Source organism: Cognatishimia activa (assembly GCF_026016445.1).
GTDB classification, from domain to species: domain Bacteria; phylum Pseudomonadota; class Alphaproteobacteria; order Rhodobacterales; family Rhodobacteraceae; genus Cognatishimia; species Cognatishimia activa_B.
In genome coordinates, this window is the sequence record NZ_CP096147.1 from 2,724,278 (window position 1) to 2,747,454 (window position 23,177).

The 23,177-nt window shown below is 52.2% G+C and carries 19 protein-coding genes and 1 pseudogene; 12 read left to right on the forward strand and 8 right to left on the reverse strand.

Translation table 11 applies throughout. The features are described from left to right. Positions 1-355: 355 nt before the first annotated feature. Positions 356-1,240, reverse strand: a complete 885-nt coding sequence (locus M0D42_RS13625) for an ATP-grasp fold amidoligase family protein (protein WP_265019156.1) — start codon at positions 1,238-1,240, stop codon at positions 356-358. A gap of 326 nt (positions 1,241-1,566) precedes the next feature. On the opposite strand from M0D42_RS13625, the gene M0D42_RS13630 reads away from it, so the two are divergent. The 8 genes from M0D42_RS13630 to M0D42_RS13665 all read left to right on the forward strand — a co-directional run bounded on the left by M0D42_RS13630 (position 1,567) and on the right by M0D42_RS13665 (position 10,649). Next, the gene (locus M0D42_RS13630) at positions 1,567-2,613 is read left to right on the forward strand and encodes a UDP-glucuronic acid decarboxylase family protein (protein ID WP_419195942.1); all 1,047 of its coding nucleotides are present in this window, start codon (positions 1,567-1,569) and stop codon (positions 2,611-2,613) included. Next, positions 2,610-3,188 carry a sugar transferase gene (locus M0D42_RS13635; protein ID WP_265019157.1) on the forward strand — a complete coding sequence of 193 codons (579 nt, stop codon included), beginning with the start codon at positions 2,610-2,612 and terminating at the stop codon, positions 3,186-3,188. The genes M0D42_RS13630 and M0D42_RS13635 overlap by 4 nt, the downstream gene beginning before the upstream one ends. Before the next feature lie 63 nt (positions 3,189-3,251). After that, the gene (locus M0D42_RS13640; protein WP_265019158.1) at positions 3,252-4,949 is read left to right on the forward strand and encodes a tyrosine-protein kinase domain-containing protein; all 1,698 of its coding nucleotides are present in this window, start codon (positions 3,252-3,254) and stop codon (positions 4,947-4,949) included. Positions 4,950-5,007: 58 nt separating this feature from the next. Further along, the gene (locus M0D42_RS13645; protein ID WP_265019159.1) at positions 5,008-6,081 is read left to right on the forward strand and encodes an NAD-dependent epimerase/dehydratase family protein; all 1,074 of its coding nucleotides are present in this window, start codon (positions 5,008-5,010) and stop codon (positions 6,079-6,081) included. Continuing rightward, on the forward strand, positions 6,078-6,884 hold the full coding sequence (locus M0D42_RS13650; protein ID WP_265019160.1) for a WecB/TagA/CpsF family glycosyltransferase: 807 nt from the start codon (positions 6,078-6,080) through the stop codon (positions 6,882-6,884). The genes M0D42_RS13645 and M0D42_RS13650 overlap by 4 nt, the downstream gene beginning before the upstream one ends. Next, positions 6,877-8,184, forward strand: coding sequence for a lipopolysaccharide biosynthesis protein (locus M0D42_RS13655; protein WP_265019161.1), 1,308 nt, complete (start codon positions 6,877-6,879; stop codon positions 8,182-8,184). The genes M0D42_RS13650 and M0D42_RS13655 overlap by 8 nt, the downstream gene beginning before the upstream one ends. Then, positions 8,177-9,481, forward strand: a complete 1,305-nt coding sequence (locus M0D42_RS13660; protein ID WP_265019162.1) for an O-antigen ligase family protein — start codon at positions 8,177-8,179, stop codon at positions 9,479-9,481. Before M0D42_RS13655 ends, M0D42_RS13660 begins: the two co-directional genes overlap by 8 nt. Continuing rightward, complete coding sequence (locus M0D42_RS13665; protein WP_265019163.1) at positions 9,474-10,649, forward strand: glycosyltransferase family 4 protein; 1,176 nt, start codon at positions 9,474-9,476, stop codon at positions 10,647-10,649. Before M0D42_RS13660 ends, M0D42_RS13665 begins: the two co-directional genes overlap by 8 nt. Before the next feature lie 130 nt (positions 10,650-10,779). On the opposite strand, the gene M0D42_RS13670 is transcribed toward M0D42_RS13665, so the two are convergent. Next, entirely contained in the window at positions 10,780-11,649 is an 870-nt protein-coding gene (locus tag M0D42_RS13670) for a hypothetical protein (RefSeq protein ID WP_265019164.1), read from the reverse strand. Positions 11,650-11,957: 308 nt separating this feature from the next. On the opposite strand from M0D42_RS13670, the gene M0D42_RS13675 reads away from it, so the two are divergent. The 4 genes and pseudogenes from M0D42_RS13675 (at position 11,958) to M0D42_RS13690 (ending at position 16,783) form a co-directional block, all read left to right on the forward strand. Continuing rightward, the gene (locus tag M0D42_RS13675; protein WP_265019165.1) at positions 11,958-13,553 is read left to right on the forward strand and encodes a glycosyltransferase family 2 protein; all 1,596 of its coding nucleotides are present in this window, start codon (positions 11,958-11,960) and stop codon (positions 13,551-13,553) included. Positions 13,554-13,635: 82 nt separating this feature from the next. Continuing rightward, positions 13,636-13,932 (forward strand): annotated as a pseudogene (locus M0D42_RS16070) (hypothetical protein); the annotation flags it as partial. A gap of 24 nt (positions 13,933-13,956) precedes the next feature. Then, on the forward strand, positions 13,957-15,273 hold the full coding sequence (locus tag M0D42_RS13685) for a glycosyltransferase (protein WP_265019167.1): 1,317 nt from the start codon (positions 13,957-13,959) through the stop codon (positions 15,271-15,273). Between the two features lie 88 nt (positions 15,274-15,361). Then, positions 15,362-16,783: a hypothetical protein gene (locus M0D42_RS13690; protein WP_265019168.1), complete on the forward strand. Its 1,422-nt coding sequence runs from the start codon at positions 15,362-15,364 to the stop codon at positions 16,781-16,783. Positions 16,784-16,825: 42 nt separating this feature from the next. Here M0D42_RS13690 and mvaD read toward each other — a convergent pair whose 3' ends face one another. The 6 genes from mvaD to M0D42_RS13720 are packed head-to-tail and all read right to left on the reverse strand — an operon-like array spanning position 16,826 to position 23,073. Beyond that, positions 16,826-17,824, reverse strand: a complete 999-nt coding sequence (gene mvaD, locus M0D42_RS13695) for a diphosphomevalonate decarboxylase (protein WP_265019169.1) — start codon at positions 17,822-17,824, stop codon at positions 16,826-16,828. Continuing rightward, complete coding sequence (gene mvk / locus M0D42_RS13700) at positions 17,817-18,719, reverse strand: mevalonate kinase (protein WP_265019170.1); 903 nt, start codon at positions 18,717-18,719, stop codon at positions 17,817-17,819. Before mvk ends, mvaD begins: the two co-directional genes overlap by 8 nt. Next, the gene (locus tag M0D42_RS13705) at positions 18,716-19,855 is read right to left on the reverse strand and encodes a mevalonate kinase (protein ID WP_265019171.1); all 1,140 of its coding nucleotides are present in this window, start codon (positions 19,853-19,855) and stop codon (positions 18,716-18,718) included. Before M0D42_RS13705 ends, mvk begins: the two co-directional genes overlap by 4 nt. Beyond that, positions 19,818-20,981: a hydroxymethylglutaryl-CoA synthase gene (locus tag M0D42_RS13710; protein WP_265019172.1), complete on the reverse strand. Its 1,164-nt coding sequence runs from the start codon at positions 20,979-20,981 to the stop codon at positions 19,818-19,820. The genes M0D42_RS13705 and M0D42_RS13710 overlap by 38 nt, the downstream gene beginning before the upstream one ends. Positions 20,982-20,995: 14 nt before the next feature. After that, on the reverse strand, positions 20,996-22,042 hold the full coding sequence (fni, locus tag M0D42_RS13715) for a type 2 isopentenyl-diphosphate Delta-isomerase (protein WP_265019173.1): 1,047 nt from the start codon (positions 22,040-22,042) through the stop codon (positions 20,996-20,998). After that, positions 22,039-23,073, reverse strand: coding sequence for a hydroxymethylglutaryl-CoA reductase (locus M0D42_RS13720; protein ID WP_265019174.1), 1,035 nt, complete (start codon positions 23,071-23,073; stop codon positions 22,039-22,041). Before M0D42_RS13720 ends, fni begins: the two co-directional genes overlap by 4 nt. Positions 23,074-23,177: the final 104 nt, after the last annotated feature.

Below are 23,177 nucleotides of genomic sequence, written 5' to 3' on the forward strand. Positions count from 1 at the left end.
GGCTTGGGCAGAAATGCCCGAGCCTTTTGAGTTTCTATAGTCTCTTTTTCGTTTCATTGATCATGGATTTTCTGAGGGGCAACTAGATTCAGCTATGTTGATCCCTCGCTTCTGAAGTGGTCGGCCGATATGTTTAGATATCTGCAGATTCACGGACTTCGTATCACCAAACAGACCTAAGTCAAATGAGGCTGCTCAGTGAGTCCTATGCTTGCGCACAAAGCCTAACTTTCATTCCTCACCCTAAATCCACTCAAGACAGCGCCTAGGGTTAAACTTGCGCGATGAACGTGATATGAACCCATCTAAACAACCAATCGGATTGAGGACCGTATTCGTGGGTGGCTCAATCTTTTTATGACAATGTGCTCGTGAAAATTCGCTCTGCTTTCACTGGGTTGAAGGTTTCGCGTAACCCAGCGTTTATGTGGCTGATTTCCCCCACAAAAAACAATGTCCCATCACTGAAAAAATCCACTCGAACAAATTCAAAGTGCTGACCAATGCTCTCAGCGACTTCTATCATGCGGGAGAGGCATTCTGGTTTTAGTGTTGCGAGTTCATCCTGATCTGGCTGCCAAGTGCCTTCGGCATATGACGTCGTTCCAGGAAAGGGGCACCATTCGGCTGTCACATAGGTTTGCCTGAACAGGCTTTCTGATTGTCTTTGCTTTATCTCCGCGACCGTTAACTTGCCGTTGAAGATATAAAAGCGGTAGTCGTTACAGTAGTCTCCATTCAACTTTAGCCAAGGCTCAACGATGATCTTTGGCTCTAGTCTCTGGTAATTCCGCTCACCTGTAAGATCGCCGAAATTCCATTTAAGCCACTTGCGCATTGTATCTTTGTTGGCTTCGGAAACCGGCCCAGATTTATGGAAAATGACTTCACCGGACATATGTGTCGGCTTGATCACGCAACGGTCTGGAAAATCAAACTCTTCGATGTCCTGTTCGTCACGCAAAATGGCGATCGTTTCTACGTTCATGTCTTTGCCCAGGACACCATTGACGAAGATCTTCGTGAATTCTTTGTCAGATGTGAATGATCTGAGGACATTGTCGGTTTCACGAATTTTTATGTTGAATAGCAAATCATTCACGTAGCCTGTCCGGCGAAAGTTTGGAATGCGTCGATAGATGAGGAGAAAAATGAGCGTTTCATAGGCGGCCGAGATGATCCGTGGCCGAAAAATAAACCCCAACCATGGCATCGCTCTGACAAGTCGAAACCGGGTCATAGTGCTCTCCCAGGCTTATCGACTACTGCCCAGAAATCTGAGTTTTGCCAGTCGAACTATGCCTACATTCCACAAAAATTACGTTCAAAACGAATCGTTCGATAACTGACCTACAACAACATGTGGCAGAAGTGTGGAGATTCGTAGAATTTACGCTGCCCAAAGAAACAATAAATACAGGTTGAAATTATTGTTTCTCATTGCGCATTCGAGTGCTCGAGGATTTGGCTGAATTCTACTCAATTTGTTGAATTTAAATCTCTTTTACACGCCAATTATTGCTGTGGTTTTAACGCCCTGTTAGCTTCCCCTTCTGGGGGACGACCATGAATATTTCTTCTGATTTTGAACAAGCTCATCTTGGTTTCTCGGTCAATAGATATGGCCAACAGCGCATGAACACTCTTGTGACGGGTGGTGCTGGTTTTCTTGGATCGCATCTTTGCAGGCAGCTACTTCAAAGCGGTCATAAGGTGCTGTGCATCGACAACCTGATGACGGGCCGAATGGAGAATATTCATGATCTAATTGGCAACAACAACTTCTTGTTTCAGCAGCACGATATTGTCGACCCGATTGAGATCACTCAGTCGCTTGATCGCATCTACAATCTCGCGTGCCCTGCGTCCCCGCCGCAGTATCAGAAAGACCCGATCCACACCTTCAAGACATGTGTGCTCGGTGCGATGAATATGCTGGAGCTTGCGCGTCGCAAGGGTGCGCGCATCTTGCAGGCTTCGACTTCAGAGGTCTATGGCGACCCGCAAGTTATGCCGCAAGCGGAAGGCTATTTTGGCAACGTCAACACCTGTGGTCCACGGGCTTGCTACGATGAAGGCAAGCGCAGCGCGGAAACACTGTTTCATGATTATCACCACGCACATGACGTCGATATTCGCATCGCGCGCATCTTCAATACCTATGGGCCATCCATGAGCCCCGAAGACGGGCGTGTGATTTCCAATTTTGTCGTGCAGGCGCTGAGCGGGCAGGACATTACCGTGATGGGCGACGGTTCGCAGACGCGCTCCTTCTGCTACCGTGACGACCTCGTGCGTGGGCTGATGTCATTTATGGAGCACCCTCAGAAGATCGCGGAACCTGTGAATTTTGGCCGCCCTGACGAATACACGGTTCTGATGATCGCAGAGAAAATCATCGATTTGACGGAATCCAAAAGCCGCATCGTTTTCAAACCTTTGCCAGTTGATGACCCAAAACGCCGCCGCCCCGATATTTCGAAGGCTCAATCCTTGTTGAGCTGGACACCTGTAACGTCACTAGAGGATGGCCTGGCTGCAACGATCGCTCATTTCAGCGCGCTTGCTGCGGAACAAGCGGAGCAAGTAAATTCTGATGCGTGCGTGGTATGAAACGTTTGATTGACCTCATTATATCCCTGACGTTGCTACCGCTTTTATTGCTGGTTCTAGCTGCGGCCTGTGTTGCCAACCGAATTGAAGGTGCCGGCCCTGTGCTGTTCCGTCAAACACGCTATGGCTCCAAGGGGCAGCCTTTTTCTATCTATAAAGTTCGGACGATGCGCGTGGCTGAAGCGGGTAACCAGTTCAATCAGGCTAGGCGGGGGGATGCGCGCGTAACAGGGTTTGGCAGACTCTTAAGGGCTAGTAGCCTGGATGAGCTGCCGCAACTCCTCAATGTGTTGCGTGGGGATATGTCATTGGTTGGCCCGCGACCTCATCCGACGCAGCTTGATGAGACCTATCGAAGGGCGATCGAAGATTATGATCGCCGGTTTGACGTCAAGCCGGGCATCACGGGGCTTGCACAGGTGCGAGGGCATCGCGGGCCAACCGAGACGATCGACGTTATGCGCGCGCGGATTGCCTGTGACATTGAATATGTTGAGCGGTCTTCAGTGCTGCTTGATATCCAGATCCTGTTCAGAACTTTTGCAGCCGTGTTGGTGCCAAAAAATGCCTACTAACTCTGCGAAATATGACTTCGAGCTGAAGGAGTTCGTACCTGTTGATACCGGGAGGGTCTTCCTATGAGTCAACCACATGAATTGCGTCGTTTTCTGGATGTTATGAGCCGACGTCGCGGGCAGTTCCTGCGCACTATGGCAGCGGTCGTCATCGTGGCGCTGGGGTACTTGATGCTCGCGGCTCCTAAGTATGAGGCGCAGGCCCTGGTGCTCGTGGATCAAGCACAGAAAAACCTGCTTGAATCTGACCCTTTGCGCAATGCGTTGCCCGCCAACAATTCATACGTAGAGAGCGAAGTCGAGATCTTGCGAAGCACCGCTGTCGCTTTGGATGTGGTGAGTGCGGCGGGGCTTGTGGAGGACCCTGAATATGCTCCGAGCGCTGGATTTCTGGTGAGCCTTGGCGAATGGATTGGCTTGGAAAGCGCTCAAAGCCTGAGCAAAGATGAACACACGGGCAGGGTTCTTGCAGAGTTCCAAGAAAGCACCTCGATCAACCGTAAAGGTTTGACCTATGTGATTTCAGTTTCGGTAGAGTCAGGGCAGCCAGAACGCGCGGCTGAACTCGCGAATTTGCTGGCGCAGGCCTATATCGATCGTCAGATGCAGGCGAAGTCTGACAAGCTGTTTTCTGAGCGCGATATCCTGCAATCACAGATTTCGGCACTGAGTGAAGAGAGTGCAACTGCGCAGGCTGGACAGGATTCAGAAGAGTTCCAAGCAAAACTTGCAACCTTGTCAGCCCGTTTGGATGACATTGAAACACAGGCTCAGTTGCAGGTGCCAGACAGCAGTATTGTTGCAAAGGCCTTGCCACCGATTGAAGCCAGTGCGCCACGAGGTTTTCTCATACTGATCGGTGCTATCGTTTGTGGCGCTGCCTTGGGTTTGACACGAATTTATATCGCTGAAATCGCGACCGATGGTGTGACTTCAGCTGGTCAGCTTTCTGAGCTTGCTGACAATCCTGTCTCAGCCATCATCCCCAAGGTCGGGCGCATTTTGTGGTTCCAGCCGCCGGTCGCGGATCAAGTGAAATTGCGGCCGCTGTCGTCTTATTCGGAAGGTGTGCGTCAGCTCAAAGCTGCTTTGGATCAATGGTTTGATTTCTTGCCGCAACCAGGTGAACGTTCCGGAAGGGTAATCTTGACGTCGTCATCCGTTGCTGGCGAAGGAAAAACAACAATCGCGTTGTCGCTCGCCAGAGTGTACGCGCAGGCTGGCTATCGAACTGTCCTGATTGACGCGGATCTGCGCAAACCACGTGTACACCACTACGCGGGTGCCGATGCAAAGGGCGGATTGGCAGAGTATCTGAGAAACGCTGATACCGCCGAGCTTCCATTGATCGAAGCCTATGAGCCCAACTTGAGCGTGATACTCGGCCGGGGTGATGCGAAGCAGCCAACAGAAGATTTGGTGAACTCTGCAGCGTTTACTGACCTACTGGCACAGGCGCGTCAGGACAATGACGTGGTCATCATAGACAGCCCGCCGCTGATGCAGGCAGCAGATGCCCGATATCTGGCTCGCCACGCTGATGCGATTGTATTTGCAGTCAAACATGCGGACACTGCTCAATCCATAGTGCGAAACACCGCGGAAACGCTGACCGAGGCAATGCCGTTAGAAGCAAGCCTCTTCCCGGTTCTAAACCAGTATGGCGCGCGACAACCAAACTACGGATACGATTCAAATCAGGCCGTTGGGCAGATGGTCCCTTCGGCAGATGAACGTCCATTAAAGCCAACAAAGGTCTAGCAGGACCACATTCAGACAGCTGCAGAATTTCAGCGTCTGTTACTAGGAGGATCGCCAAATGGGCGTCGCAATCATCACAGGGGCAGGGGGCCTGATTGGGTCCGAAGCAGCTTTGTTTCTGGCCGAACAGGGTATGGATGTCATTGGTATCGACAATGATCAGCGCGCGTATTTTTTTGGTGCCGAGGCGTCAACTAAATGGCGTATCTCTGAGGTGAAAGCACGTAGCAAGCGCTTCCAGAATGTCTCCCTCGATATCCGAGATTTTGACGGCATTCTGTCCCTGTTCAAGGAACATGCAGCGGACATAGAGTTGGTCATTCACGCCGCTGCGCAACCCTCTCATGACTGGGCGGCGCGTGAGCCTTTCACGGACTTCTCCATCAATGCGCAGGGCACGCTGAACCTGCTTGAAGCCTTGCGTCAGACGGCGCCTCAGGCACCGTTCATTTTCCTGTCGACCAATAAGGTCTATGGCGACCGCCCGAACACATTGCCGCTCGTGGAAAAAGAAACCCGCTGGGAGCTGGCTGAGGATCATCCTTTTGCCAAACGCGGGATTGATGAAAGCATGAGCATCGATCAGTCGACCCATAGCCTGTTTGGCGCTTCCAAGGTGGCTGCAGATGTGATGGTTCAGGAATACGGTCGCTATTTCGGTATGAATACCGCCTGTTTCCGGGGAGGCTGCCTGACCGGTGGCGCGCATTCTGGGACAGAGCTGCATGGATTTTTGGCCTATCTGATGAAATGCACAGTCACCGGGCGGCCTTATACGATCTTTGGCTACAAGGCCAAACAGGTGCGGGACAATATCAACTCAAATGATCTTGTGTCCGCGCTTTGGACCTATGCGCGCGACCCGAAACCGGCACGCGTCTACAACATTGGCGGTGGGCGCTTTGCCAATTGTTCCATGCTGGAAGCCATTGAGATGTGTGAACGGATTTCAGGGCGCAGCCTGAATTGGACCTATAGTGATGAGAACCGCACCGGAGATCACATCTGGTGGATCAGCGATATCTCGGCCTTTGAAAAGGATTTCCCTGAGTATCGTCTAACCTACGGCATCGAAGACACTTTGCAGGATATTCACCAAGCCGGTCTGTCGCGCTGGAAAGAAGCTTCATGATTGATCGGGGCAAGCGCAGCGTTTTGGGCGTCGGTGTGAACGTCGTGGACTATGACGGAGCTGTTGAACGCATTGTTCAGGCTGCGCATGCAGGTGAGGCGCATGCCGTATCTGCATTGGCAGTCCATGGTGTCATGACCGGCGCGTTAGACCCGGAGCACAAATACCGCTTGAACCGGATGGATACGGTGACACCAGACGGACAACCTGTGCGATGGGCGCTGCGCCTATTGCACGGAGAACCCCTGCCAGATCGGGTCTACGGCCCGCATTTGTCAGATCTAGTTTGCGCCAAAGCAGCCAAGGAAGGTCTGCCTATTTATTTGTATGGCAGTCGCCCAGAGGTGCTTGAAGGTTTGGTCGCAAAACTGAAGTCACGGTACTCAGACCTCGTCATAGCAGGTTATGAGCCGTCCAAGTTTCGGCAGCTGACCGAAAGCGAAGAAGGCGAAATGCGAGAGCGGATAGCAGGTTCCAAGGCTAAGATCGTGCTTGTGGGGCTTGGATGCCCCCGGCAAGAGGTCTTTGTTTATGAACACAGCGCAGCATTGGGAATTCCAATGCTCGCGGTTGGCGCGGCATTTGATTTCTTTGCAGGAACATTGCGTCAGGCACCAAAGTGGATGCAGGACAGAGGTCTGGAATGGGCTTTCCGTCTTGCCGTGGAGCCTCGCCGTCTGTGGCGGCGTTACATGTATCTCAACCCACTGTATCTTACGATGCTTGCGGGGCAGCGCATGGGGCTATTGAAAACACGGCTGTCGAATGAGCGCGAGCCGGGGACAAACATTCGTTATGGCTGATACGGGGCCCCTCCCCGCAGCATCCTCGCTGCGCGATACCTTACCGGGCGGGGCCTTTCTGCGCGCTGGATTGCGGGGTGGGCACTGGGTCCTTAGCAGTCAGATCATTACGAGCGCGGCCAATTTGGCCACAACAGTCGTGCTTTTGCGGGGTCTTGGACTTGAGGCTTTTGGCCAGTTCAGCCTTTGTTTTCTGTTTCTCATGGTTGTGCGCAACTTTTTCCATGGAGCAATTCTTGCGCCCTCCTCTACCTTGGCCCCTCGACTTCGTAGCACCTCGCTCAATGCATTCCGAGGCGTTCTGGTCATTGTGACCTTGGGGTTTGCCATTGTCTCATCTGGAGTGGTGGCACTTCTTGCATACGTCCTAGCCCCGGTTCTACAAGTCGACTGGCTGACGGGATTAATCCTGCCGCTTGTGGCTGCAAATGTCGCTGGCTGCTTTGCGGATCTGATCAGTCGCTATCATCTGATTTATGCCCGCCCGCAACGTACCTTTGGAACAGAGGTGGTGCGCTATGCTGTCCAATTGGGCTTGCTGATCATCCTCGTTGCGTTGGGAGCTGCTTGGCTGTCTCCAGCGGTGGCACTTTTGGTTCTGGCAACCGGTTCGGTTGCAGCTGTTGTTTCAGGGGTCATTGGGCATGCACAACTCACTTATTCCAAACGCCTGTTTCGAGTTCTTTGGCCGCGTTATTGGAATTTTGTCAGATGGATGTCCCTGTCGAATTTCTTTGAAACAGTTCAAACGCTCGCCCCAATGTTAGTAGGCTTGGCCCTATTGGGAGAGGCGGCCCTCGGCGTTTTGCGTGCAGTTTCACAGCTGACAAATATCCTAAATTTGCCCACCAACGCTTTGCAACAACTGCTGCCTATTTCGGGCACGAAGGTCTACAAAAGCGGCGGTTCAAAAGGGCTGACGCGCATGTTGGCCTCTGTGATTGGCCTCGTGCTTATCTATTTCCTTGTTGTGAGTGCCGCGCTCTTCGCGCTGTCTCCGTGGATTTCAAATTTCCTATTTGATCAGACGCCAGCGACGTTCCTTGCGATTTTACTCTGGTTCGTCGCGGCTAATCTGTTCATTTCCGCGCGGCAAGTCATGTCGACGGTCTTTGTCGTGAAAGAGCGGCCACAAAATATGCTTCTTATCCAAGGGGTCAGTGCCGTTGTAGCGGTATTATTGCCATTCGCAGCTGTCATTGTGGGCGTCATCGCAGTGCCCATTTCCGTTGCTGTTTCGACGGGCGTCGGCATGGCAATCTGCTACAGACGCGCTCGGCAGGAGATGCGTAATGGCTGATGTATCTCATTCCTTTGATCATACACCGATAGGGCGTCCAAACAACTTTCTGGCTCACAGAATTTTGGTGATCAGCTTTGCAGCGCTGGCCTTCATCATTCTTGCCGGCACACGCCCGTTTGAGGGCAGCTTGCTGTCCGAAACCGGGACGTCCGGGCGAGGGTCCGCTTTTGAAGCTTTGCTCTATCTGGCAACGAGCGTCGGTTGTTTGGGCGCATGCGTCCATCTGGCAGCTAGCAAACTGATTAATGTGTGGACAGTCGGTGTCATGGTACTGCTTGGGTATTGCGCATTTAGCCTGACGTGGTCGCACACGGCGTCAATCGGGACGGTTCGATTTGGCCAGCTTGCATTAGTCACGCTTGCTATCGCTGGGACAGTGTTCACGCTTGGGACGCAACAGGTATTTCAGATCACCTACAGGATCCTCTTGGTCATCTTGCTGGTAAATTTCCTTTCGGTCGCATTGATACCCAGCGCAGTCCATCAGATCGGGGAATCTGGGACGTATCCTGCGAATGTAACCTCTTGGAAGGGCGTGCATATTCACAAGAATTATGCCGGCCCGGTTGCGGCCTTGACCGCCAGTATGGCCTTTATTTTGGGAATGTCCGAACGACGGATACATCTTTTGGTCGCCTTGGCGGCTTTCGCCTTTTTGTGGAACACAAATTCATCCGCATCATTGCTGGCTCTGAGTGCCGGCGTAACCTTTATGGTTGGGTCCAAGGTGCTTTGCTGGCTATTGGGCCGAGACGTGGCCCGCTTTGTCTTGCTCTTCCTTTTGGTTGTAATCCTTGTGGCAGTGCCCTTTCTGTCAAAATCCTTTGCAGAACTGCTGAATGATCCCTACGCGCTGACCGGGCGAGTTGAGCTTTGGCATGCGCTGATTCAATACATTAAAACCTACCCTTGGACGGGCAGCGGCTATGGGTCGTTTTGGCGGGTGGGGGATAATTCTCCGATATTGCACCTGACAGATGGCTGGGCAACCGAAACAGGGCAGGGCCACAACGGGTATCTGGATGTGGCGGCAACCATCGGCATTCCGGGCTTGGTGATTGTTGTGTGCCTGTTGATTGTGGCTCCCTGTGTCGCGCTATTTCGCAAGCTTCAGGGCGGCATCTTGGAATTCGACGTCATATTGGCGTTCTTTGTATTTGCACTGGTACACAACGCGGCAGAAACCTCGCTGCTCTCACCCAATCATCCAGTGTATTTCGCGCTGCTTCTTGCTGTCTTTGGAGTCTCTGCCTTACCGGCGCGAACGCAGAAAGTGGATCAGAGCCATGTCTGATCCCAAGCGCTATCGCGTGCTAATGCTTCACAACGCATATCAAACACGAGGTGGTGAAGAAGAGTCCGCAGAAAGCGAGTGCCGCGCGCTCAGAGAAGCAGGCCACGAGGTGACATACCTCACCGCCCATAATGACGATATCGCCTCTTGGAGCGACAAAATTCGCGCAGCAGGAACGCTGTTTTGGAGCCGGAGCTGGCAGCAACAAGTCGCGCAGGAATTGGGAAATAAAACCTATGACGTGCTGCACGTTCAGAACCTCTTTCCGCAGATTTCTCCGTCCGTTTACACCGCTGCGCGTCGCGTCGGGGTGCCCGTTGTACAAGCCGTACGCAATTACCGCCTTGCGTGCCCGGCTGCGACTTTGCTGCGCGAAGGAAAACCATGCATAGATTGCGTAGGCCGTATGGTGAAACTTCCCGGACTTCGTCATCGTTGTTATCGCGGTTCCGCCTCAGCGTCGGCCTCAATAGTGGCAGCAAATGCGACGCATAAGGCAATTGGCACTTGGCAAAAAAATGTTGATTGCTATCTCGCCGTGTCTCAATACGTGGCAGATGTCTTGACAAAAGAAGGGATGCCTGAGGAGAAAATCTCGGTCAAACCCTGTTTTACCTATCAGCTAACTGATTTTGGAGAAATCGACTACGCAGATCGGAAGGACGTGCTTTTCGTCGGCCGTCTGTCCGAGGAAAAGGGGCTACCATTGCTGTTGGAGGCATGGTGCCGAGTGGCTCCGAACCAATCCAAATTGAAGATTATCGGTGACGGTGCCATACCAACTGACCTTCCGGCAAATGTTGAGTTTCTGGGCAAAAAATCCGCACGAGATGTTCAAAAGGCAATGTCTCAGGCGGCATTTGTGGTCATGCCAGGACTTTGGGCTGAGCCATTCGGACGTGTCGCTATAGAGGCATTTGCTCAAGGGGCGCCTGTCATTGCGACCGGGATAGGCGGCGTAGCTAATATCATTGAAAATGGCGTAAACGGATCGTTGTTCCCCAGAGCTGACGCAAGTACACTCGCAGAGGTTATTCAGGAATACATAAGTAACCCTAATAAACGTCGTAGATATGGTCTGGCGGCAAGGCAGGCGTACATTGATTTCTATACGCCCGCTAAAAACGTTGAGTATTTGGAAAGGGTTTATGCTCAGTTCAACGCATAACTTTAGCCAAGCTTCTATTGAGCCGCTCATTTTCTTTTGGCAACCGATTCAGCTCTTTCAATTGATCTAAGCCAAATCTGGAATTGGTCACTTTCATACTGTGAGCGCCATTATGAAGGACGCGCGACCTCTACAAGTTTTCAATTCGACGTAGTTCTCTTCGAAAGACACGTCCGCCAAGCGTGGATTGAATACTCTGACACATCATTTTGCTGAGCTTTGGTTTTGACACATTATCCATCTTACGAAGCACACCTCGCCAATACGCACGATGCAAACGCTTTTGCTGCCGCATTTGAGTAAAAAATGCCGGTCGGCTGGGCTCTTCAGAAAAGGCCATGTCAAACAGTGCAGGAAGCAGATCAAAGATCTTAATAAACTGCGCGGTTCGATCGCCCATGTGCCTACAAGGCAATAGGATCGTTTCGTTGGCACGTGTATTATTGACGAACTCAATAGCTTCGGCTTTCGAAGGATCATAGGCGACCAACGCTCTTTGAACTGGATTACCATCTGCAAATTCACCAGTAGCAGAGTCAGACGATTCAGGTTGTATGAGAAGCACTTTTGAATTTTCAACGATACCCGCACATGTAAGCGCCAACTTGCAGGAACGTTTCATTCCAACAAACAGGATTTCATCGAAGGCCTTAAATGCCCCTTCGCTAACCAGTTGCGTGATGTATCCGGAAACTTCTTTGTAAGTATTGCGCGCGCCTTGCAGGGATATAATTCCTAAATAGCTCCAGCCGTTTTCTTCAGCCGTTTTCCAGCCGCTGGGAAATCCCGTGGAAGCGCTTCCTAGATTTTCCTCTGCAGTCTCCAGCACAACCAACAAAGTGCGGCCGCGTTCAATGAGGAAACTTGTTTCATCAAGGCCCAAGTACTCGATGATACTACCGGGCAAACAATCTACATAATTTTCCAGCGCTTCTACCCAGTCGCCGCCTGTCTCAGAGGAATTCAGATCCTGTTCGAAAGCTTCAATTTCGGTGCTCATTGTGCTCTCCAATGGTTTGTTCTTGGCCCGCTTGAACATTAGATTTGCGTCTTTTTATGGGCAATTTAAGAGCAGCTTAACGCACCGAGTATTAATAAACAGCAAGTGTTTTCTTTGATTGATCAAACCGCGCAATTAGACATGCAAGAAATGCCAAAGATCGTGTTTGCGCAAGCTCACTTGCCTCATGCCGCACAGCTTTGACGGTCAGTGCCGCAACGGTGGCACTCAAATAATTCTATGCCCAATTCCTCTTTTAACGCTATAATAACCTCAAAAGAGCAGAACCAAAAAAGCATAGATACAACATGGCAGACTCTCAGAGCAAACTTATCATTTCGACGATGAAAGATGAGGGGCCCTACATCCTAGAATGGCTCGCCCATCATCGAGTATTAGGGTTTACGGATTTTCTAATCTACACAAACGATTGCAGTGATGGCACAGACCTCCTGTTGGACCGGCTGCAACAGACCGGCGCCGTCACACATGTTCGCAACAAGGTTCTACGGCGCGGCCCTCATAAATCAGCTCTGAAATACGCGAAGGAACATGAGCTTTACCAATCTGCAGATTGGGTATTGGTCTCTGATGTCGATGAATTTCTGAATATCAAAATTGGCGATGGGAAGGTTGACGATCTCATCGCGCGCTTTGGTGATGCGGATGCAATTCCAGTGGCTTGGCGATTGTTTTCAAACAACGGTCATGCAGATGTTTACCCCGGATTTTGCACAACTTCATTTACCGATGCAGAACCTGCCAGCCATGAATCCGACACCGAAGGTCGTTTTGTAAAATCGCTTTTTAAACCCAACGATGCGATCGAAAAGCTGGGGCTCCACGGTCCGGTTTATGACGAAGATGTCGCCAGCGAATTGAAATGGGGCTGCGTATGGCGCGAAAAAGATGCGTTAAGCGACCCAAGGCGTCCGACGCGCGACTTTGGGTATGAAATTGCTCAAATGAACCACTACGCCGTTCGTTCCGTTGACGCATTTTTGCTAAAGCGTGCGCGGGGCCGTGCAAATCATACAAAAGATACTATCGGATTGGACTACTGGAATCGCTGGTGTCGCGGCGGCGAAAGTGACAGCTCAGTGCTTTCATACGCTGATGCCGTTCAAAGAGAATACGAGTGGTTGCTCAAAGATCCAATTGTCCGGCACTTGCACCTTGGAGCGCTGGAGTATCAGCGGCAAAGCCTGGATGCGGTGTTGCAGCAAGAAGACTTCCGAGCGCTCAGAGCCGAGCTGAGCGGCGTTGTAACTGCACTGTCAGCCCCGACTGCGACGAGCCATCAGACTAAAGAAAGCGAAACGCTAAAGGTCAAAGCTCCAAAGCGTCACCAAAACCGCGTTCGCATGCTAGAGCAAATGCCAAAGGGTGGTCGCTGTGCGGAAATCGGTGTCTGGAATGGTGGGTTTTCAGGTGTCATCCTAGATGTAACCGCTCCGAGCGAACTGGTTCTGATAGATCCGTGGGATCTGTTATCGGATCAAAGTTCTGGTGAATGGACACACAAAAAGCATGAGGATCATTCCGAAATGAACCGCATGTATGAAAATGTTCGGTCCAACTATGAGCATCTTCCGCAAATATCCATTCGCAAGGGTTTCTCCGCCGATGTTCTTTCTTCTTTCCCAGACGGTTACTTCGATTGGATCTACATCGATGGAAACCACTTGTATGAGTTTGTTCGCAAAGATGTCGAGCTCGGGTTTCGCAAAGTAAAACCGGGCGGCATCATCGCCGGTGATGATTTTTTCTGGAAGCGCGACGGGCGCATGCACGTCAAAGAAGCCGTGTTGGACGAGATGAGAGCCCAGGGGATGTCCAATAGGCCTACCCGAATTGGTCAACAGTTTATGATCACTGTGCAGGAAAGCGTGTCCAGTGTATGACGAATTGAGCGACCTGCCTTCAACCGTCTTGCGAAAAGTTAAACGAGAGACGAACGCGCGTCCTGAAAAGGGCTTCCCGCAAATGGGAAGGCATCATTATCTAGCTTGGCTCAACAACTTTCACAAAGCTGAAAATCCGAGTGTTTACTTTGAGATTGGAACCGAAAGCGGCGCCAGTCTGGCATTTGCTCGCGATATTGCGATCGCCGTTGATCCCGTTTTCAAACTGGGTGACAATGTCGTTCGCCAGCAATCGCAGGTCCATCTGTTTCAACAGACCAGCGATGACTTTTTCGAAACGGGGTTTTTGAACGCGTTTGAAAAAGAAATCGACTTTGCTTTCCTGGATGGGATGCATCAAGTTGAATATCTTCTGCGCGATTTCATGAATATTGAAAAGCACATGGCATCAGACGGCGTCATTGCGATGCATGACTGTGTGCCAATGAGTTACGCCGCTGCAGAACGCGATTGGGACAAAACGAAGACCCGCAGGTGGACCGGAGATGTTTGGAAGATTATTCCGATCCTACGAACTTACCGACCTGACCTGGACATTCGCGTTTTGGATCTGCCTCCGTCAGGCATCGTTGAGATCCGCAATCTTCAGCCCGGCAATACTGATTTGCAAACAGCCTATGACGAGATTGTGGAAAAATACGTTCCAATAACTCTTGAAGAGTTCGGGCTAGCAGAGTTGAAAAATACACTGAAGTTAGTTCAAGTCGAAGAGATAGCTAGCTTTCAAGACGAACCAGTCGCTTGGGAGATCCCGGAAAGCCCGGCGGCGCACTCATTAAAAATCGCAATCAAAACCCCAAAAGCGCGCAGAACCAACCCTAAGAAAATCGTGGATCATGCATTTGCACGTTCGATCGCTGACGGTTTCTTGCAAGCAGGGCATTCTGTCCGGATAGATTCAGGTTACGATTGGTATAGGGACACGCAGGGCACGGATTTCGATTTGGTCCTAAGAGGCCGTGGCGGCTATGAGCCACAACCAAATATCCCTCATGTGGTTTGGGCGATTTACCCGGGCGCAAAAGAGCGGCATGAAATCACGCAAGAAGAGGTTAGCGCCGCAGCCCATTGTTTCTTTGCGTCAGAGCTGGCTTATGAAGAGTTTTCCAATAAAGGAAACTCCAATATCTCGGTTCTCCTTCAAGGATTTGATCCGAGGATTATGCATCTGCCTGAACAAGACCACCGCGCCGATACTGTCTTTGTAGGCAGCAATCATTTTTCGAACACCGATATGCGTCCGATCATCCAGATGTCTCTTGATGCTCAGCACAACACAAAAATCTGGGGACGTGGCTGGACCGCCCCTGAAGTCGAACCCATGCTACAAGCCAAATATATTGACAACTCAAATGTCGGTAACTTGTATCGGGGCGCGAAAATCGTGCTGTGCGACCACATGGAACCCATGCGGGTTGGCGGCTATCTTTCAAACCGCATCTTTGACGCCTTGGCATGCGGTTCTGCGGTGATCAGCGATCATATTGCCGGGTTGCCCGACGAGTTTAAGCAGGATGTTTTCCTGTGCCAAACGTCTGAGGACTTCTCGAACGCTGTGCAAACCATCGAAGCGGAAACCGAAGCAGAAGCGGCTGAACGCAAGGAACGCGTTCGAAGCCTATTGCAGAAACACTCATTGTTTGTTCGCGCAAAAGAGATTTCAGAAAAACTCTTGGAACTCAAAACCCAAAGGGCGTGAGCATGCGGGGAGATGGATGGAAATCAAACCGCGACATAAATTTATTTCTAACACAGTGATTTAGAACTCTAGGATAAGGATCGGGCCCATGATTGCATCCAAGGCACAAATCAAGTCCGAGCGCTGGTCATCACAGTTCAAACACCTGTTTCGACAACAGTTTGTTTTAACTCGTCAAAGCAATCTCAGTTATCCCGGATTCAATCAGCGCGCACTGCAAGGCTGGGTTTTGCACACAGGCCAAGCGATGCGCGTTGCACAGGTATACGATGCTACCGGAACGCAGGTTGGCTTCCTGCTGGGTGTCGCATTGCAAGACGGAACATTTCTTTCAGGCGACATCACGGTGCCAGCCTCTCAGTTCGACAAAGGGTTCATCCCAGAGCTCGATAAACTGGTCAACTCCATGGCTGGGCGCTTTGTTCTGATCATTTTGGGAACACACATCCAGGAGATCTATGTCGATCCGGTTTGCGACATGCCCGTCGTATTTGATCCCGCTCACCAAATCGTCGGTTCATCCGTGGCGTTAATTCTGCACCGTGGCTACCAACCCAACAAGATGTTCAACCTGGGTAAAATTCTTCGAGGCGGGCGCACCTTCACACTGCAACATACGGTTGATTCAGGCATTTTCCGCACCTTGCCTAATCATGCACTCGACCTGGTGAGTTTTGACACTAGACGCCATTGGCCATCGCAGGACATCCGGTTCAACGATACATCCTGTGATCCAGAGAGTATTGTCAGTCAGATCGTTGATCGGCTTGGACGGAATTTCGGTGAAATCGTTTCGAATTTCCCATGTATTGTGCCCATGACCGGCGGACGGGATTCGAGATCTCTTATCGCGAGCGGCCACAAACATCTGGACAAAGTGACTGAGTTCTCTGCGTTTAAGTTTCATAATAGCTCCGCCATTGACGCAGCTCGTGGTCGGGAGATCATGCAGCAGCTTGGGTTTGGCTTCAAAACATACGGACGCAAGCCGATCTCACAGCGCAGCCTAGCTGAGTTCCATCTTAAGACCGGCTACACTGGGATACGCGGCGAGATCGCAGCCATGGGCGCAGTAATGCAGTTCCCAAAAGATCATGTCGTGGTGCGCGGCAATATCATGGAACTTCTGCGGGCCAACCAATGGCGGCAACGCCACATAGACAACAAATTCATTATGACCCATGCGTTGCGCCGCCTTAAAGCAGACGCCGAACTTGATCCTCATACCCGCACATTCCGCACTGCATACCGGGGATGGCGAAAATCCCTACCAACAGAGGATCTAACTGAGCGCCCCTATGATATGGCCTTTGTCGAATTTTTGTTGCCCAACACCCAAGGTGCGTTTTTCAACGGGTACCAGAACAATGTCTTTCTGAACCCTTTCAACGACCGCCACCTGATCGAGCTATCCCTGCGTTTGCCGGTCCAGATGCGATACGATGATCAGATACACAAAAAGATTCTGGCACAGACACGGCCTGAGCTTTTGGAAATCCCATACCACTGAGCCCTATCTCAATTGGCGAACTGCCGAAGTAGCGAACTTCTTTTAAAGAGCACCGAAAGGATCAATGACTTGTGCTTCAGGGAAGAGTGAAAGAACGTTCACTTCACTATCTTGTAGAAACAACAGTTTCACATTCGCACCAGCATCCATCGTTGCGTAGGCTTCCAGACCGTCCTGACGTGCCTGCCAGAGACGTTCTAAAATCGCCCAGCTATCTGACGTGAGATAGCTCAATGCAGGGCGCGCTGCTTGCATCGTCGCATGCATGGCCAGCGCATTGGCTTCGGCAAGTGCGCCAAGCACCGGAAAATCCTGATCCGCGACAGCTTGTTCGATGGCTTTGCAATCTGCTTCAGCTTGGTCGGGCCATGTGGCAAAAAGCGGGCTGGTTGCGACAGTATGGTTCATCCCGTCACGCGACGAATGGGACTTTGGACCAACATCAACGGCGACAATCGCGATACGGAATTCTGGCCAGTTATAGGCAAGCGGTTGCGCAAAGCTGTCGCTGCCATCTTCAGCCTCACCTTTGTCCCAGCGCGCAAAACCGTGCCAGAAGGACCGCGTTGCGCTACCGCTTCCAATACGAGCAATCAAACTCATTTCGCTTTCGCTCAGATCCAGTCCAAACGCGCCGCACAATGCCCGAGTCAACGCGGCAAAGCCCGATGCCGAAGACGCCAATCCCGCTGCCGTAGGAATTGTGTTGCGCGTGTCGATCACCAACGGAATATCTTTGCCGCCTCGGAATAAGTCAGCAAACTTCAGCGCTTTGATTGCAAACTTGGATGTCGCAGAGAGCGTTTCGCCATTCAGAGAAACGTGATCCCGGCCGTCGGACGACGGACGCACGGTTGTGTGTGATCCCCACTCTGCCAGTGAAATGGAAAGTGAGCTATTCAGCGGAAGATTCCGCGCAGCATCTCGTTTGCCCCAATATTTGGACAACGCGATGTTGCTCGGCGCATATGCAGAAAACTCTACGGGCGGCTTCGCCGTTTCCATCGCTTTTGAAATGAGAGTTCGCGCTGCGTCATTCATCGAAAACTAAACCTTGTTGAGCAATTGGCGCAGGTGTGAAACCGCTCGGACAAGCCCCCAAGGCCACAACACAATCACCAAGACCAGAGCCAGAAATTTTAGCGGCCAAAACTTCAGGCTCCTTACTCGTATCCTGGACAATCTGATCAAGCACACCGTCACTGACACCCAGTTCGGTCATCAAGCATTGATATTGGGTCAGCGACTGCGCAAACGACTGCCAGTCGTTGTCATGTGCAGCCGCAATAGCCTGATCGGCTTCATCGCCCATTTTTGCATAGAGGCGGTCAAACTGATCCTCGCTCCCCTTCATCCGTGCAGCAATCATCTGCAGCACCTCAGATGTCGGTGTTTTATATCCGGCATAGCGCAGCGACAATTGTGGTGGGTTGGGCAACGGCGCCCATTCGACACTTGGCATGGACCGGTAAGATATCATTCCACCATAGCAGCTTGCCGCAAGGTCGGCACCGCTTCCGCGTCCTTGAATGGCACGAACGATCGCAAGTGCGTTGGCGTGGACGTCATCCATGTCTTGGCCAAGCCGCTTTTTCAGCGCCCCCAAAACAGCAACGGTCACCGCAGCAGATGAACCTAGTCCGAGAGTAGGATCAATCTCGGATGCGATCGAAAGATCAAAACCTGAATTCAGCGCATTTCGGTGCAATGCAACTGCGGCCAAAACAAACTTGTAAACGCCACCCTCAGCGAGATTATCCAGTGAGGTTTCAAGGGTGTCGGCGATGCTGGACCGGATCGTTACAACACGGTCGTCACGAGGAGCCAGCTCCACTGTAATCCGCTGTTCAATAGCCGCTACGACCGCACGATGGCCGTAAACCACCGCGTGTTCACCCGTGATCATTATCGAACCTGGTGCAGAGGCACGGATCATTTGTTCGCCTCAACAGCAGTTGGCGCAGGGCCTGCAGCAGCACCTTTGGTCGCAAGCCGCAGTGGGTTTGCTGCCAACTGCGGATGTTTCGCCATTAGCGACGACATCGCCTCGGCGTCATCCGAATGCACCAAGACCGCTCCGCCGTGATCACCGCGCACGGAACCCGCACCGCAGACCTTTGCGACACCGCCCGATGCTTCCACATCTTGGATAAAGGCCCATGTTGCGTCCGGAACCACGCCAATACGTTCTAGCAATCGTTGGTTTTCTTTAATGGCAGATGACGCGTCTGAACCGTCTTTCAGGGCGCCGGCAAATGCGCGTGTGCATGCGCCAAAGCTTTCCCAAAGGGCCGCGTCATCGCCATGTTTGTTACGCACGTGGCTGACACATTCCCCGGTGCTGCTTTCCGGGCGGCCGTGCAATACGGAATACCACCCATCGCCCGACAAAAGACCGTGGCCCGCAAAGATTTCGGGATCCTCTAGACCGCTTGGTCCGGTGTACACCAATCCACCACGAACCACGGTCGCCGCATCAATCGGCCCGGCCTTGCCATGTTTCAAACGTTCACAGAAGCGAACGCGATCATAGCGCTCGTCTAAGGTCTTTGGCCGCCCAAGAAGGGTTTCAAATAGAACGGTCGTGGCCGCTACTACCGCTGCGGAAGACCCAAGTCCCGCGCCGATGGGAATGCTCGACTTGCTACCGAGCTGCCCCGGATATGGCAGCTGATGAACTGCCCCAAGTCCGGTCAGCTCTGAACTACCGGTAGGGTTATCCTGCAGCAGCGAGGCCAAGGTATAGACAGCAAGGTCGTCCGGACGTGTCAGTATTTTATGCACCGCCAATTCGCCTCGTGCGAACTGATCAAACTTCTTATCCAGCGATGATTTGAAGCGCGACAAAAGCTTCAGCGGGTAGAGCTGGCCTTCTGACAGATTATCAAAGGCCGTCTTGATCCCGTCCCCGAGATCAAGCGGTTTGAACCAGACTTCCGTGTATTCAGCGATGGCCATGGCCAGGGCTGGCTGGCCATACAGCACCGAGTGTTCGCCCGACAAAATCAATTTGCCTGGCGAATGCGCCCTATCTTCAAGATTGGCGGTCGGTGTAGATGCGCTTGTGGTCATCGATGCGTGCTAATCTGTAGCGTCCTCGGGCTTCATCCGGTAACTCAGTTACCGCGCCGTCTTTTGCCTCGATTGCATGCCAAAGTGCAATGTATTCTTCGTAACTTACCGCAATTCGGTCGTTCAGAAGGTTCTGATGTCGCGCGGCAAACAGGTGGTCCTGATAGCCCGGAACAACAGTTGCGTCGAAGAACTCACCAGTGGCGCCTGACCCGTAGCTGAAGAGGCCAAAGGATTGTCCACTAAGGTCTGCCGCACTATTTTCCAGTGTGGAGACAATGGCGAGATAGATCGACGCCGTGTAGCTGTTGCCGACCTGACGGTTATAAAGCATGCCCGTCAGCGCCTTCTCCATATCAATCGGAGCCTTTGCGTTCTTTGCTAGGTGGCGGTGGGCCTTTTCGCCCATACGTGAGAACGGCAAGTGGTAGCAGAAATGCGAGAAGTCCTCGTAAGACTTGCCATCGTTGGCGCCGTAGTCGTTCCAAGCTTCCACCAAAGCGTTCAGATAGCGAAGGGTCGAGAACTTGCCGTCAAACACCGGCGTGCGGCGATGGTTCGGACGCCAGAAATCCATGATGTCTTCAGTGAAAAGACCGGTCGCTGTGCCAATTTCCAGAACCTTTGGATTGGCACTGATCAGCATGGCCACAGCGCCTGCGCCCTGCGTCGCTTCCCCGGAACTGTCGAGATCATAGCGCGCCACATCTGAGGCAATCACCAGAACCTTGCGGTCTGGTTTGCGCGCCACATAGCTGCAGGCAAATTGCAGCGCAGGCGTCGCGGAATAGCAGGCTTGCTTCAGTTCCACATTGCGGCAGTTGGCGGGCAGCCCCAGCAAACGGTGCACGTAGATGCCTGCAGATTTTGATTGGTCGATCCCGGTTTCCGTGGCGAACAACAGCGTGTCGATATTCTCTCTGCCATAGCGTTCAATCAACGGCAGCGCGGCCTCGGCACCCATGGTGACGATGTCTTCGTCGTGACCCGGCAGCGCAATCTTCTCCTGACCGATCCCCTTGGAGAATTTCTCCGGATCGATGCCGTGATGCTCGGCCAATGTCTCCAATCCGAGGTATCGATGAGGCGTGTAAAAGCTCATCGCCTCGATGCCGGTTGTGATCATATCGGTTTCTTCCTTCACCGGATCAAAGATATATTTCCTTTGAGCGAAGAAAAGTCACCACACCCGAGAAGGAACATGGCTGTCTGGAATTCGCTTTGGAATTTCTTGATGGTTTGAACAACGCTTGCGCTTGAATCCTGTGCCGCGGCTAGGAATGGCGCGGCCACTCCACATAAATCTGCGCCTAAAATCATGGACTTGGCCATATCGATGCCATTTCGGATGCCACCGCTCGCAATAACCGTTGTTTGATCCGCGAATTGCGACAAAGTTTCGCGGGAGTCCATCAGGCATTCGACAGTGGTCAGACCCCAATCCTGAAAGATCAGTCCAAGATCGTCGTGATCTTCCTGACGGCGATGGTATTCGATTCGGCTCCAAGACGTGCCACCGCGGCCTGCCATATCAAAGTGACGGATACCCGCCGCGAGGCCTTTTTCGATGTCTTCCTTAGAGAGACCGGCACCCACTTCTTTGAGCAGTACAGGCACTTTCATATGCGAGGCCAACTCTGCAATTTTCTCTGCAAGACCAGCGAAGTTCCTATCGCCCTCAGGCTGCACCGCTTCTTGCAGCGGGTTGAGATGCAAATACAGCCCGTCAGCTCCCAGCACATCCACCGCTTCCGCACATTGCTCTTGCGTCACACCATAGTTTAGCTGCACTGCCCCTATGTTGGCGATCAGAGGAACGCTTGGCGCGTACTGGCGAAGCTCAAAACTCTTGCGTGCCTCTGGATTGGTGAACATCACACGCTGTGAGCCCACTGCCATGGCAACGCCCGTTTCTTCCGCCGCTTCGGCAAGATTACGGTTGATGCGTTCAATCTCATCACCCGCACCACCGGTCATAGACGAGATCAGCAGAGGAAACGCCAATGGTTTTCCAAGAAATGTCATGCTGGTGTCGATGGCGTCAAAATCAAGCTCAGGAAGGGCGCGGTGGGTAAGCGCAATACGATCAAAGCCACTGGCCCGACGTTCTACGTCTGGGTCCGCCGAAATGGCGCGCAAATGGCCAAGCTTGCGCCCAGCAACGCTTCGATCGTGGCTCTCGCTCATCTTTCCATTTCCATATGGGTACGGACCAGCTCACCCGGATTCGTTTGCGCGGCCAGCAGCGAAAGTTCACCGCACAGAACAACACCTGCACAGATACCTGCCAAACGGCGTGCATTGTCACCCGGGTTGCGCTCGTCTTTACAGCCCATCTTTTCCAGATGCTCTTCGACTTGCGGATTGCCTTTACCGGAGCCTACCGATCCAACGATCAGATTTGGTAATGTGCAGGCGAAATAGAGACTATCGCCACGATCCTCGCATTGGACCGTACCCTGGCTACCTTCGATGATATTGGCCGCATCCTGTCCCGTGGCAAGGTAGAACGCCAGCAGCATGTTCGCGAAATGCGCGTTTGCAGACCGCAACGATCCAGCCAGATTGCCGCCCAGATAGTTCTTTTCGTGGTTCAATAATACCATCTGCTCAGGCGTAGTCCGCAACATGCGCTTTAGCAGGCGAACCGGAATATCCATCTCGGCAATCACATATTTGCCGCGCCCCAACAGACCATTCACCGCTGAAGCTTTTTTGTCGATGCAGAAGTTTCCAGAAATCGACGAATAGTCCAGATCCGGCTGATCTGCCAAAATCCAATCCAGAACCGCCTCAGCAGCTTTGGTGACCATGTTGTGACCTGACGCATCGCCGGTCGCGCATTCAATTCGGATGAACAGCAAATTGCCGGCGATTTGGCGGTTCAATTTGATGAGACGCGCAAATCGGCTGGTGCCAGCAATCAAGTCAGCGACCGTTTCCGTCTGCGCTTCAATTCTCTGCCAAGCGGCATAAGCCGCGGCAGCCGACTTGGCGCGCACTGCAATCGAACGCGTCATGCGTTCATCAACAAGCGTGACTTGAATGCCGCCTGCATGACGCGATACACCAGCGCCCCGCGCAGTTGACGGCCACAACGGACTTTCAAATGTCGCGAGCGGAACGGAAACTTCCCCTTCAACAAGGTCACCCTTGAAGACAAGAGGACCAACCCATTGGGTGGGGATCGGTGTATTGTAAGTCGATCGAGCGCTCACCGTTGGTACCTTCTACGTTTCAGTTCCAGTCAGGCTTTCGCCTCCCGCGAAACAATGCAATGTCCCGTGGCTCCTCCTTGGCAGTAAAATGCGCGCAGGAGATT